Annotated in this window: 10 protein-coding genes; 1 reads left to right on the top strand and 9 read right to left on the bottom strand. The window is 61.9% G+C overall.

Annotation, left to right across the window (positions count from 1 at the left end; translation table 11 throughout):
- Positions 1 to 131: 131 nt before the first annotated feature.
- From CF68_RS03240 to CF68_RS03200, 9 genes are all read right to left on the bottom strand, one after another.
- Positions 132 to 1,748: a GMC family oxidoreductase gene (locus CF68_RS03240; protein WP_035815981.1), complete on the bottom strand. Its 1,617-nt coding sequence runs from the start codon at positions 1,746 to 1,748 to the stop codon at positions 132 to 134.
- A 72-nt stretch (positions 1,749 to 1,820) separates the two neighbouring features.
- The gene (locus CF68_RS03235; RefSeq protein WP_051591382.1) at positions 1,821 to 2,789 is read right to left on the bottom strand and encodes a tripartite tricarboxylate transporter substrate binding protein; all 969 of its coding nucleotides are present in this window, start codon (positions 2,787 to 2,789) and stop codon (positions 1,821 to 1,823) included.
- Positions 2,790 to 2,932: 143 nt separating this feature from the next.
- Complete coding sequence (locus CF68_RS03230) at positions 2,933 to 3,769, bottom strand: SDR family NAD(P)-dependent oxidoreductase (protein ID WP_051591381.1); 837 nt, start codon at positions 3,767 to 3,769, stop codon at positions 2,933 to 2,935.
- A gap of 39 nt (positions 3,770 to 3,808) precedes the next feature.
- Positions 3,809 to 4,795 (bottom strand): tripartite tricarboxylate transporter substrate binding protein, encoded by a 987-nt coding sequence (locus CF68_RS03225; protein ID WP_035815980.1) that lies wholly within the window; start codon positions 4,793 to 4,795, stop codon positions 3,809 to 3,811.
- Between the two features lie 81 nt (positions 4,796 to 4,876).
- On the bottom strand, positions 4,877 to 6,376 hold the full coding sequence (locus CF68_RS03220) for an aldehyde dehydrogenase family protein (RefSeq protein WP_035815979.1): 1,500 nt from the start codon (positions 6,374 to 6,376) through the stop codon (positions 4,877 to 4,879).
- A 69-nt stretch (positions 6,377 to 6,445) separates the two neighbouring features.
- On the bottom strand, positions 6,446 to 7,420 hold the full coding sequence (locus CF68_RS03215) for a tripartite tricarboxylate transporter substrate binding protein (protein WP_051591380.1): 975 nt from the start codon (positions 7,418 to 7,420) through the stop codon (positions 6,446 to 6,448).
- Between the two features lie 53 nt (positions 7,421 to 7,473).
- A complete protein-coding gene (locus CF68_RS03210) occupies positions 7,474 to 8,787 on the bottom strand; it encodes an NAD-binding protein (protein ID WP_035815977.1) in 1,314 nt (437 codons plus the stop codon).
- A 108-nt stretch (positions 8,788 to 8,895) separates the two neighbouring features.
- A complete protein-coding gene (locus tag CF68_RS03205; RefSeq protein WP_051591386.1) occupies positions 8,896 to 9,120 on the bottom strand; it encodes a rubredoxin in 225 nt (74 codons plus the stop codon).
- Between the two features lie 39 nt (positions 9,121 to 9,159).
- Positions 9,160 to 11,268: a 3-hydroxyacyl-CoA dehydrogenase NAD-binding domain-containing protein gene (locus CF68_RS03200; RefSeq protein ID WP_035815975.1), complete on the bottom strand. Its 2,109-nt coding sequence runs from the start codon at positions 11,266 to 11,268 to the stop codon at positions 9,160 to 9,162.
- A 493-nt stretch (positions 11,269 to 11,761) separates the two neighbouring features.
- On the opposite strand from CF68_RS03200, the gene CF68_RS03195 reads away from it, so the two are divergent.
- The gene (locus CF68_RS03195; protein WP_035815973.1) at positions 11,762 to 12,853 is read left to right on the top strand and encodes a porin; all 1,092 of its coding nucleotides are present in this window, start codon (positions 11,762 to 11,764) and stop codon (positions 12,851 to 12,853) included.
- Positions 12,854 to 12,908: the final 55 nt, after the last annotated feature.

The raw sequence follows: 12,908 nt of genomic DNA, 5'->3' as shown, positions 1-12,908 counted from the left end.
GCTCCGCGGGGAGCCAATGGAGAGACCTATGGAGGAGGAAGCGCCCCGATCCTTCAAATCCACCCGGGTAGTCCATAACCAGACCACGGTCGGCCAGGACAGACACCACCAGGCTTCACAGAACGGCCGCATCAGACCGGCCGCAGTGGTATGGCATCCGCGGCAATCATATCGGCGGCTTTTTCCCCGATCATCATGGACGGCGCATTGGTGTTGCCGGATGTCACCCGTGGCATGATCGATGCATCGGCAACACGCAAGCGGTCCACGCCCCGCACCCGGAGCCGCTCGTCCACGACTGCTAGGCCGTCCGTTCCCATCTTGCAAGTCCCTGCGGGATGAAAGGCCGAGTTCCCGTGCTGCTGCATGAAGGCCATCAGGTCGTCATCCGTTTTCACCCCCGGCCCGGGCAGCGTCTCCTGGCGGATTCGCGACGCCATCGGCTCGGTGGCCATGATGGCGCGTATTCTCCGGATGCCACTGAGCATGGCGTCAATGTCTTCCTGATGTGTCAGGAAGTTAGGGGTTAGTACCGGGGCCTGTGAGGGGTCCGCTGACCGAAGGGTGACGCTGCCGCTTGCGGCAGGCCGGACGCGATACACCGAGGCGGCAACGGCTGGCGCGGGGTCAACCTCGATCCTGCCACCCTCGTGATAGGTGAACGTCATCGGGCGGAAGCTGATCTGCAGGTCAGCGTAGGGTTGCGCCTCCCCGCTTTTGACAAATGCCGCCACCTGGGACGAACCGAGTGCGAGGTAGCCACCGCCCGTCGCGAGATAGCGCATTCCCTCCCAGTACTTGCGCAACCCGCTGATATGACGGTTATAGGAGCTGTCTTCGGCCGTCTGAAAGCTGCAGTGGATATAGAAATGGTCCTGCAGGTTCTGACCAACGCCTGGCAGATCGCAATGCACTGGTATTCCGTGCCGCTGCAGCTCCTTGCTGGGCCCGATCCCCGACAGCATGAGCAACTGCGGCGAATTCAACGCGCCTGCGCTCACAATCACTTCGCGCGAGGACATGAATGCGGTCCGTTGACCGTTCCGTATTACCTCGACACCGCAGGCTTGTCGCTCTTGGAGCAGGATACGCGTGACCAGGCAGTCCGATTGCACTACAAGATTTGGTCGATGGCGCACCGGTGCCACATAGGCGCTGTAGGCGGAATGACGCCGGCCACGCCGGATATTGTGCTGGATGTAACCAACACCGTCGTGGACCGCCCCGTTGAGATCCGAGCTTCTCGCAATACCCTGGCGAACCGCGGCTTCAATGAAGTCCGCGGAACTCGGGTGCAATACCGCCGGATCACTAATGTATAGCGGACCGCCGACGCCGCGATAGGCATCTTCCCCGCGCGCGTTGTGCTCCATGCGCTTGAAATACGGCAGGACGTCATCGTAGCCCCAGCCAGCGTTGCCATCCTTGCGCCAGTCGTCAAAGTCCTGCTGATGGCCTCGAATGTAGACCATCCCATTGATCGCGCTGGAACCGCCGAGTCCACGGCCCCGCGGCCAGTACATGCGCCGGTCGTGCAGCTGCGGCATGGGCTCGGTGAAGTAGTTCCAGTTGAGCTGCTTGTGGAAGAACATCTTGGCCATGCCGGCCGGCGTATTCACCCAAAAGCGGTCGGTCGGGGGCCCGGCTTCAATCAGCAGGACCCGCACCTTCGGGTCTTCGCTAAGGCGGCGCGCGAGCACGCATCCCGCCGAACCAGCGCCGACAATAATATAGTCAAATGTCTGCATTGCAATCGCGACTTTCATTGCGTATATCAGGGACGCGGCAATCACCCTGGGGCGCCGCGTGCGAGCGTGCTGTCACTCTTTGACGATTTTCAGGTCGGCGGCGATCTTTTCCAGACTGGCAAACTCCGTGGCGAGCCGTTCGTCGAAGGCCGCGGGCGAAAGCATGTAGGCCTCGGCCCCATCGGCCTGGAAGCGTTGCACTAACGCCTTGTCGGTCAATGCGTACTTGAGTGCGTCTGAAAGGCGGTTCATGACATCCTTGGGTGTACCGGCCTTCGCCAACAGGCCGAGCCAGACACTGAAGGTGTAGTCGACCCCTTGTTCCCTGAAGGTTGGGATATCCGGTGCGGCGGGCAAACGCTCTGCCGAGGTGACACCCAGCGCCCGCATTTTTCCACTCTTCACATGGGCAGAACTGCTGATATACGCGTCAAAGAACATCGATACGCGACCGGCAATGACGTCTGGCATCACAGCACCGTTCCCCTTATAGGGGACAGGCAGCACATTCAGCCGGTAAGCACGCAGCACCGCTTCGGCCGCAATATGCGGGGCGTTGGCCACGCCGCCATGCCCATAGCTCAGATTTCCAGCGCTGGCTTGGGTCACATACTCCTTCAGCGAACGTGGTCCGCCAGCACCGACCAGCATCAGAAACGGGGCCCGAGTCATCGGACCGATCCCGCTGAAGTCCTTGATGCTGTAACCGGGATCCTTCTTGGTGTAAGGAAGCGTCAGGAAGCCCAACGACTGCGCCAGGATGGTATAGCCGTCGGCCGGCTGGTCGCGCACGTATCGGGTGGCCACCATGGTATCGCCGCCCGGCCTGTTCTCGACAACGATCGGCTGCCCCAGCCGCTCGCTCATCTTCTGTGCGACCAGGCGTGTCGTGATATCGGTAGCGCCGCCGGGAGCCGTTCCGACGACGATGCGGATGGGTTTTGACGGATAAGGCTCTGCCGACACGGCAGAAATGGGGCTCAGAGCGGCGATCGAGGCCATCAGGAAGAATACGACCTTCCCTGTCGTCACGCAGTTCATGTGCTGTCTCCGGTATTCGATATGTACTTGCACAACAAACAGACTGCACCTTGGGCGTGGAGGTCACCAAGAAATTGGGCGCAACCAGCCCTGCCGGATAAATCTACTTATCCGGCACAGGGACAGCGAATCAGGGGAATGCGTCAGATACGGTTCAGGATGCGGCCACCATCGACCAGCACCGATACACCCGTGATGAAATTTGCCTCATCGGAAGCGAGGAACAGCGCCGCATTGGCGACGTCCCAGCCAGTGCCCTGGCGGCCGAGGGGAACCTTGGCGTTACGCTCCGCCGACACCTGTTCGCGAGACTGATTCCATTCGCGCACGCGCGTGTCCACTGCCATGGGTGTTGCGATCAAACCCGGCAGCACGCAGTTGGCGCGGATACCATATTGGGCATTCTGCAGCGCGAGTTGCTCGGTGAACGCGACAACGCCCGCCTTGGCCGCCTTATAGGCGACGTACGGATACTTGCCAACCGCGGCAGCCGAAGAAACGTTGACGATCGCCCCGCCGCCTTGCTTGCGCATGATCGCCACTGCGTGCTTGCATGCAAATACGGTGCCGCGCAGATTGATGCGGCAGACGTTGTCGAAGTTTTCCTCGGTGATATCGAGCAGGTCGGCATCCCCGCCAGCGATGCTTACGCCGACGTTGTTGTGCAGCACGTCAAGCGAGCCCCATTTCTGATTGGCCTCGGCCATCGCGCGCGCCAGGTCCTCTTCGCGGGTAACATCCGCGGCAAAGCTGACGCATTCGAAGCCTTCCGCGCGGATGATTTCTGCTGTCTCCTCGGCCGATTCGAGACGCCGGTCGACAGCCAGTACCCGGGCGCCCTCGCGCGCAAACCGAATCGCAGCTGCGCGTCCATTGCCAACTCCCTCCCCGGGACTCTGGCCTGCCCCAATGACTACGGCGACCTTGCCTTCCAGCCTTTTTGCTGGCGTCCAACCCTCTTTGCGTTCCGATGTACTCATTGCATTTGCCTCCTATTCTTTCTTGCAGCTTGTTCAGTTTCAGCCCGCGACATTCACGTGTTTGCTGAAGCGGGCCCATTTGTCGGTATCTTCCTGAATGATCTTGCGCAGGTCGTCGGGACTGCCGGATCGTGGCTCCGCGTGGTACTTTTCCCGGACTTGCGCTGCGGACACCGGCTCGCGCGATACGCGGTTAATGGCCACATTCAGTTTCGTGGCGACTGCGGCTGGCAAGCCTTTCGGCCCCACGAGGCCGTAGTAGGTATAAGGATCGAGGCCCTCCAATCCGCTGATGCCGGCTTCCGCCAGGCTTGGCACTTCTGGTAGCGCCTTCACCCGGTGCGTGCCCGTCACTGCCAGCGCCCGGACCTTGCCATTGCTAATGGCCCCCACCGCGCCCTGGGCCGGCGCAATTCCGATATGCACAGACCCGGTGGACATCGCCTGCACGATATCCGCATCCGCCTTATAGGGAATATGGGTCATGGTGATGCCGGCCACCTTGCTCAGGTAAGCGCCAGCCAAATGACTGGCCGAACCGATGCCCGAGGAACCGAAATTCAGCGTGGTCGGGTTCGCCTTGGAGTAGGCAGCAAGTTCGCGCAACGAGCGCGCGGCCAGATCACGATTGACCAAGATCACGCCCGGCGCCGTAGCGACCAGCCCGACCATGCTGAAGTCCCTCAGCGGCTCATAGGACAAGGTGCCGCGCTGAACCCCTGGCGTCTGGGAAAGCGCGCTGCCCGTGCCCATGTAAAGCGTGTAACCGTCCGCCGGCGCGCCCATCAGCGCCTTGATCGCAACGATCTGCCCCGCACCGGGCTTGTTCTCCACGACAACTGGAGTCTTCAACTCGACGGCCAACTTCTGGGCATAAAACCTGGCAATTGCGTCGGTACTCCCGCCTGCGGCAAACCCCACCAGGATGCGAATCGGACGGACCGGGTACTCCTCGGCGTGCGCCCCCATGCTGAACATTGCTGCCATGCCAATGGAAAAGAAGCGCGTGACAGGACTGCTAGCCATGAATTGTCTCCTACACATACAAACATACCGCTGGCGACTCCCGGCCCTCGGGGGGGCCGGACTTCAAACGTGGCTCCAGCCTCATAGCCGCATCAGCACAGACTTGGTCTGGCTATATGCGTCGATCGACTCTGCCCCCATTTCCCGGCCATACCCGGATTGTTTGTATCCGCCAATGGCCATGACGGGATCGGTTTCGGCATAGGTGTTGATCCAAACCCGCCCGGATTTCAGCGCGCGGGCGACCCGGTGCGCACGACTGACATCCCGTGTCCAGACCGCTGCGGCAAGTCCATACTCCGTATCGTTGCCCATCGCGACAACGTCCGCCTCGTCCTTGAATGGGATGATGGACAGCACAGGACCGAAGATTTCTTCCCGCGCGATCCGCATCGCATTGGAGACTTCGCAGAATACGGTCGGCTCAACGAAGTATCCGATGTCACCAACGCGCGAGCCACCCAGCACAAGACGGGCACCATCTTCACGCCCAGCGTCCACATAGGACAGGACGCGATGCATCTGTCGCTCGGAAATAATGGGGCCCATTTGGGTGTCCGGTGCCAGAGGCGAGCCGACCCGGTACGTTGCTGCGACCTCCGATACGCGCTGGGCGATTTCGTCATGCAAGCTCTCATGAACGAACAGCCGCGTGCCCGCGGAACAAATCTGTCCGGAGTTCCTGCAGAACGCCACCACGGCGGTCTCGATGGCACGGTCAAGATCGGCATCCGGGAAGATAATATTCGGCGACTTACCGCCCAGCTCCAGCGTCACCTTCTTCATGTTGCCTGCCGACGCCTGGAGAATCTGCCTGCCAACGCCCGTTGAACCGGTGAAGGCAATCTTGTCGATATCGGGATGGGCCGCCATGGCCGCGCCCGCTGTCGCCCCATATCCAGGCACGACGTTTACCACGCCGGGCGGCAAGTCGAGGTCCTGAATCAGCTCGGCCAACCGAAGCGTCGTCAGCGGCGACTGTTCCGCCGGCTTCAGCACAGCGGTATTGCCGCAGACCAGCGCCGGCGCCAGTTTGGTCGCAGCCATGACGAGCGGGACGTTCCAGGCATTGATCAGCGCGCACACCCCCATGGGCTCGCGCAACGTATAGATGAAGCGGGACGCGTCCGTCGGGTTGGTCGTGCCGTGGATCTTCGTTGCCCAGCCGGCGTAGTACCGGAACAGTTCGGCCGCCGATGCGACACGGCCGACCGTGAATGCCAATGGTGCGCCCATATCGAGGGTCTCGAGCACCGCCAGTTCCTCGGCGTGCTGTTCGATGGCATCGGCAATCTTCAGCAGGTAGCGGGCGCGGTCGTGCGGAGAAATCCCGGCCCACGAAGGCGCCTCGAAGGCCTGCCTTGCGGCGCGAACTGCTGCATCAATATCCTCGCGGTCCGCCTCGGCCACCTCCACCAGACCCTGTTCGGTGGACGGATCAATGGTGGCAAACGTCTTGCCGGAGGCGGCATTGACCCACTCGCCGCCGATCAATAGGCGCTTCGGGCCGCTGGCAAGCCACTCCAATGCCTTGCGATGGCCCGCGTTAACAGGTTCTACGTTCGATGAGAAAGATGACATGCGTTGATCTCCTGAATGCTTTCGTGCTGTTGGGTCTGCACCCCCCGTCTGTGGGGTGCATCGCTGCCCCTACTGCTTTTCGAGCTTGATTTCCTTTGACAGCTTGGCCACGTCCTCGACTTCCTTGGCCATAAAGGCATTGAATTCGCCCGGCGACATGAAGTTGTACTCGATGCCTTCTGCCAGGAATCGCTCCTTCAGGGCCTTGTTGGAATACACGGCATGCAGCGCTTCGGACAGCTTCTGCACCACGTCCTTGGGGGTGCCTGCCGGCGCCACCAGGCCCATCCAGGTATAGAAGCTATAGCCGGGAACGCCTTGTTCGGCGAGCGTCGGGATATCGGGCGCCGTGCTGATGCGGGTCGCCGACGAAACACCCAGCGCCCTCAGCTTGCCGCCGGCCAGATAGCCCTTGCCGCTGCCGTATGCTTCGAAAATCATGCTGACACGTCCGCTCATCACATCCGGCATGGCCGGGCCGTTGCCCTTGTATGGGACGTGCAGCAGTTGCAGGCCAGCCCGCTGCAGGTACAGCGCTGCACCGATGTGCGTGCCCGTGCCAACGCCCGCCGAAGCGTAGCTCAGCTTGTTCGGAGTCGCCTTGGCCTGCTTGATGAAGTCCGCGGCGGTCTTGTTGGGGCTGTCCGGCGCCACGACGAGCAGAAGCGGCGACTTGCCGAGGAAGCCGATGCCGGTAAAGTCCTTGGTCACGTCATAGCCGGCATCTTTCTTCAGCACTTGCTGGTAGGTCATGGTCCCCGCCGAGGCTAGCAGCGTGTAACCGTCAGCCGGGGCCGCCTTGACGGCGTTGATGCCGATCATGCCGTCCCCACCAGCACGGTTTTCAACGACGACCTGCTGCTTCAGTCGCGTACCCAGTTCCTGTGCCACCAGGCGCGTCGTGAAATCGACCAGCCCGCCCGGGCCGGTGTTGACCACGATGCGAATCGGACGGCTCGGATAGGCATCCGCTGCGAGCGCGGGGGCTACGCTTGCCATTGCAACGGGCAAGATGGCGAACAGTTGCCGGATAGATTGCTTCATGCTTTGTCTCCCGTACTATTTGTAATTGGGTTTTGGATCGCGCTGTTGCGTGCTCAGTTTCCGTAGCGAATACCCGCCATCGATTCATACACGCTGCTCATCTGCGAAACATCCGCCGCTTCGGGCAGTTGGTTGCCTCCCTGCTCGATCAGGCTTCGGACGACCTGCAGAAGCATCACGGGGGCACCTGCCGAGACCGCCAGGGCGCAGGCGGACCGGAGTCCATCCATCACAGACCGCAGGCTGGTTTCCCCCGTCACCTGGCCAGACACCAGGGCGGGCAATATGCTGCGCGAAGCCTCACTCCAGCCGGAGCTTCGGTTGATGACGGTCGCGATGTCGGCAAGGCCAAGGCCATAGCGCAGACCGACGGCGGTGCACTCGTAGGTGACAAGGCGGCACAGCGTCGACACGCCCTCCTCAAGCAGGCTCAGGACCTGCTGCGCGTCGAGGTTCGCGCTGCCGGCACCCTCACTTGTAGGCGCCGATGCGAGTTGCGTTCCTGCGAGCGACGCCATGACCCCGACCATATCCTCCAGCTTTGCGCTCGAGCCCAGGATATTGGCACCGGCTTGCAGCAGCCCCAAGGTCGCGCTGGTGATTGGCATCGGCACGCCAGTCTGGGCACCCAGCGAGACCGCCTGGGCCACGTCCTTCACCATCAATGCCAACGCGAAGTTCGTCGAGGACTTGCCCTGCACCAGCGCGGGAAGCATCTTGTCGGTGGTTTGATTCCGTGCCTTCCCCCGATTCAGATAGTCGCTCATCGCCGCCAGCGGCAAGCCGGCCTTTGCGCCCAGCGCGGCCATCTCGAGAGTACCGAGACGGGCACATGCGTTCATGGCGTTGTTGACCGTCTTCATCGCCTGGCCATCGCCGACACGCTGGCCGCAGCGGACGATTGTCTCGCTGATCGCGCGCAGGATTGGCAACGCCTTTTCGTACACCGCATCCGGGCCGGAAGCCATCAGCGTAGCGCCGCCCTCGGCGACGACATGCGGACTGGCAGATACCGCCGCATCCATCATGTCCACCCCTTGCCGCGCCAACGCCTCAGCGATCTGCCGCGTCTCGCCGGGCAGGCCACTGGTCTGGTCGATCACGAGTTTGCCCTGCGACAATCCGGCTGCCAAACCGTCAGGTCCGAAGACAAGCCGGTGTACATCGGCGCTGCGGGGCAGGCACACCAGGACAACGTCGCATTGCCGGCCCACTTCTGCGGCGGACGATGCCACGCTGGCGCCAAGCGACGACAAGTATTCGCATGCAGCCGGATTCAGATCCCACACGCACAGGTCATGTGCCGGCAGGAAACGCCGCGCGAGTTCCCGCCCCAGTGCGCCCAGGCCGATATATCCAATCTTCAAGTCAGTCTCCTCACCGTGATCCCGGCTGCGGGCAGCGCTACCGCAGGGCCGGGAAAAAGCGCTTTTCAATATGTAGTTAAGGCGAATTCACCGGACTGAGCCGTATCTTCAGATCTCCATCATCTCGAAGTCCGCCTTCGCGGCCGAGCACTCAGGACACATCCAGTCGTCTGGCACGTCGTGCCAGCGCGTGCCTGGGGGAATACCGTCTTCCGGACATCCCGCCTCCTCGTCATAGACGTATCCGCACAGGACGCACTGCCAGATCTTGAATGGCACTTCCAAACCGGATGGTTCGCTGGCTGCCTTGCTCGTTGCTTCACGCTCCGTCATATCTGACGACTCCTCCACCATGCTTTCATCGATTCGCCATCAGAGTGATGCACCTTTGGCCTCGCGCAGCGCGCCGCCTGCCGCGGCGATCTCGGCGAGCAACCTGCTCGGCTGCCAGCGCTTGCCATAGCGCTCGTGCCATTCGGACACTTGTTGCCAGACGGCCTGCGCCCCAACGGTATCCGCCCAGAACATCAGCCCGCCCCGGTGACGGGGGAAGCCGAAGCCGTACAACCACATGACGTCGATGTCGCTCGCGCGGTTCGCCTTGCCCTCGTCCAGGATCTTGCAGGCCTCATTGACCGAAGCGAACAGCAGCCGGTGGAGGATCTCCTGGTCGGTGAAGGTGCGCTGCGGAATGCCGAGTTCCGCCGCCACCTGTGCGATGACCTGCTTCACCACGTCGTCGGGATGCGGGGTGCGGTCGCCATCACGATAGGCGTACCAGCCGGCGCCGGTCTTCTGGCCTTTGCGGCCCATTTCCACCAACCGGTCGGGAACATGCAGCTTGCGGTACTCCGGATTCGCCGCCGCCCGGCGCTTGCGTCCTTCATAGCTGACATCGAGACCAGAAATGTCGTTGACGGCAAATGGGCCCATCGGGTAGCCGAAGTCGACCATGACTTTGTCGATCTGCTCCGGCGTGGCGCCTTCCTCGAGCATCAGCATCATCTCGGTCATCATCGGGGCACGGCTTCGGTTTGCGGCAAAGCCATCGCACGAGCCGGCGACGGCACATACCTTGCCCATGTCGCGCGCCATCTTCATGGCATTCGCCACCGTCTCCGCCGAGGTCTTGCTGCCGCGCACCACCTCGCAGAGCTTCATGACGTTCGCCGGCGCAAAGAAGTGGGCACCGGCGACGTCCTGCGGACGCGCGGTGGCGTCCGCCATGATGTCGATATCAATGGCCGACGAGTTTGTCAGCAGCAATGCACCGGGTTTCATCACGGTATCGAGTCGGCCGAAGATCTCCTGCTTGATGTCAATACGCTCAAACACTGCCTCAACGACGGCATCGCAGTCTGCGATGGCTTCGTAGCTCTGCACCCCATCGATCAGCGCCATCCGTGCATCCATGTCGCCTTGCGACAAGCTGCCTCGCTTGACACGGACCGCATAGGTGTCCTGGATGCGTTGCATGCCGCGATCGAGCGCCTCGCGGGAAACCTCCAACACTTTGACGGGAATGCCCGCATCCGCGTAGGACATGGCAATGCCACTGCCCATCGTGCCCGCACCAATCACGGCAGCGGATCCGATGCGCTGCGTCTTGGCAGCGGGCGCAGCGCCGGGAACCTTGGCGGCTTCGCGCTCGGCGAAGAACGCGTAGCGAAGTGCTTTTGCCTCATCGGAACTTTCCAGCTCAACGAAGCGTTCCGCCTCCAGCGCTACGCCCTCGTCAAACGGCATCGTGAGCGCGGCCTGCACGCATTCGAGCGCATAAGCCGGCGCCTTGACATGCCGAGACTTCTTGGCAATGGACTTGCGCGCGGCGTCGAGTGAAGCCATGGCCGCATCCGTCGCGACGCGCTGCACCATATCGCGCGCACGGGGCAACGGCCGCTGTGAAGCGACGTCCTTGGCGAAGCGAATGGCTGCCGTTTTCAGATCAATACCCTCGACGATGGCATCGACGATGCCGAATCGCTGCGCCTCCCCGGCGCTGACATGACGGCCGCTGAGGATGACGTCCAGGGCCGCAGTCGGGCCGGCGATACGAGTCAGCCGCTGCGTACCACCGCCCGCGGGGATGAGGCCAAGATTGACCTCCGGCAAGCCGAGCCTTGCGTCCGGGCTCGCAACCCGATAGTGGCACGCCAGCGCATGCTCGAGTCCACCGCCTAGCGCATAACCGTGCATGGCCGCCACCACCGGCTTCTCGCTCGCTTCGATCGCCGCGGCGCTGGTGCGGGTGGAAACCGGGCGGGCGCTGCCGAACCGGCGGATGTCCGCGCCAGCGATGAAGTTCTTGCCTTCTCCCAGTAATACGATGGCTTCGATACCGGCGTCCGCATTGGCACGCGCAATGCCATCCATGATGCCTTCTCGCACACCGGCGGCCAGTGCATTGACCGGAGGATTGTTCACGGCAATCAATGCGACGCCGTTCTCAACGGCATAAGTGACAGTCTGGGCTTGATTCATCAGGTTTCCTTCCAGCCGCTACACGTGAAGCGGGCATGTCCGATGTGGTTGCATGTTCGAAGTCATAGTAGCACGAGTTTCAATGAAAGGTATAGGTTTCTATCAGTGGAACTGCGTGCAGATGGGAAAGAAGGTGATCGGGCGCACTCATACATGCCTCGTGAGCGATTTCGCGCGCACCCGTAGTATCGAAAACCCTTAGTGGTTTCAATCACCAAAACCGATTTCGTTTTGTTGACGGGGGAATTCGTGTCGGCTAGAGTTGCCAGCGTTCCTGTCATCTGCAAGTCGCAGATCTGCACCAAGGATGCCTTCCGTTGTTACGAAAAGGCTCCTTGGCATTTGATGCCAAGTCCCGGCTGCGAGTCACCGGCGACGCATCATGGCCGGCAAACCCTCTACCAATCGGTGTTCCGGATTGCGATGAGCGCTGCGTTCATCGTTCCCTGCAGTCTTGCTTGCTTCACCACTACAACCAAATTGAGGAGACCCCATGAAGTTGAGAGCTAACGTCCTGCTTGCAGCCATCGCTGGCGCTTGTTCCACGTCCGCCGTGGCGCAATCCAGCGTGACGCTGTACGGGTTGGTCGATACCGGCTTCGAGTACATCAACCATCTGACGCCGGGCGATCATTCCGTCTTCCGCATGACGCCAGGCAACATGGCCGGATCGCGCTGGGGGATTCGCGGCGTGGAAGATCTCGGTAGCAACCTGAAAGGCGTGTTCGTCCTCGAAAGCGGCTTTGAGTCCGATACCGGCAGATCATCGCAAGGCGGGCGCCTGTTCGGACGTTCCGCCTATGTGGGCTTGCAGGGGCAGTGGGGCTCGCTGCTGCTGGGTCGCCAGACCAACGCGCTTTATGGCATCGCCGGTGATATCGACCCCATGGGGATCATGGGCCGATACTCGTTGCTGGCCAACGACGGCGCTTTCGTCGGACGCGCGGACAACACCGTCAAGTATGTGGGCAAGTTTGGGGGCTTGCAGGCGAGTGCCATGTACAGCTTTGGCGCGGAAAGCGGGACGGCAAACGGCAGCGAGGTCCCCGGCAACAGCAAGCTCGGTCGCGAGTTTGGCGGCAACTTCACGTACACCACGGGCCCCTTTTCCATTGCCGCCGCATATGACGAGCTGAACACGGGCACGACAACTGTCAATCCGGACGCCACGGCACGTCGCGCGACAGTGGCCAGCACCTATGCTTTCCAGAAGGCAAAGGTGTACGTGGGCTATCGCTGGGCCAAGGCTTACGATGGTGCGCTGCTGCCTGGGGCTCCGGTGGCCGGCAACCAACGCTCCAATCTCTGGTGGACCGGCGTGCGCTGGGAGGTCACGCAGCCGCTGCAGATCTCTGCCGCGGTCTACTACCAGGACTTTGCGGATACGAAGGCGGATCCCTGGATGTTTGCCGTGAACGCCGACTACTCCTTCTCCAAGCGCACCGACGCCTATATCTCGGTCGGCTACACGAAGAACCGGAACGGGTCCAACCTCGGCCTTGGCGGCGGCGGCTACGGCTTTGGGACGGTGCAGGCGGGCGCCAACCAGTTCGGTACCGCCATCGGCCTGCGTCACAGGTTCTGACGATCCCGCGCAAAGTGGTTATCGAAAGGCCGCGCTGAGCAAGCGCGGCTTTTGT

It is taken from the genome of Cupriavidus sp. SK-4 (assembly GCF_000611125.1).
GTDB classification, from domain to species: domain Bacteria; phylum Pseudomonadota; class Gammaproteobacteria; order Burkholderiales; family Burkholderiaceae; genus Cupriavidus; species Cupriavidus necator.
The sequence above is the reverse complement of the archived record's forward strand: the minus strand, read 5'-3'. Positions and strand labels throughout refer to the sequence as shown.

Bases quoted from the DNA above. Each gene is read 5' to 3' on its own strand.
- CF68_RS03240 (WP_035815981.1), bottom strand. From the start codon at position 1,748: ATGCAGACATTTGACTATATTATTGTCGGCGCTGGTTCGGCGGGATGC.
- CF68_RS03235 (WP_051591382.1), bottom strand. From the start codon at position 2,789: ATGAACTGCGTGACGACAGGGAAGGTCGTATTCTTCCTGATGGCCTCG.
- CF68_RS03230 (WP_051591381.1), bottom strand. From the start codon at position 3,769: ATGAGTACATCGGAACGCAAAGAGGGTTGGACGCCAGCAAAAAGGCTG.
- CF68_RS03225 (WP_035815980.1), bottom strand. From the start codon at position 4,795: ATGGCTAGCAGTCCTGTCACGCGCTTCTTTTCCATTGGCATGGCAGCA.
- CF68_RS03220 (WP_035815979.1), bottom strand. From the start codon at position 6,376: ATGTCATCTTTCTCATCGAACGTAGAACCTGTTAACGCGGGCCATCGC.
- CF68_RS03215 (WP_051591380.1), bottom strand. From the start codon at position 7,420: ATGAAGCAATCTATCCGGCAACTGTTCGCCATCTTGCCCGTTGCAATG.
- CF68_RS03205 (WP_051591386.1), bottom strand. From the start codon at position 9,120: ATGACGGAGCGTGAAGCAACGAGCAAGGCAGCCAGCGAACCATCCGGT.
- CF68_RS03200 (WP_035815975.1), bottom strand. From the start codon at position 11,268: ATGAATCAAGCCCAGACTGTCACTTATGCCGTTGAGAACGGCGTCGCA.
- CF68_RS03195 (WP_035815973.1), top strand. From the start codon at position 11,762: ATGAAGTTGAGAGCTAACGTCCTGCTTGCAGCCATCGCTGGCGCTTGT.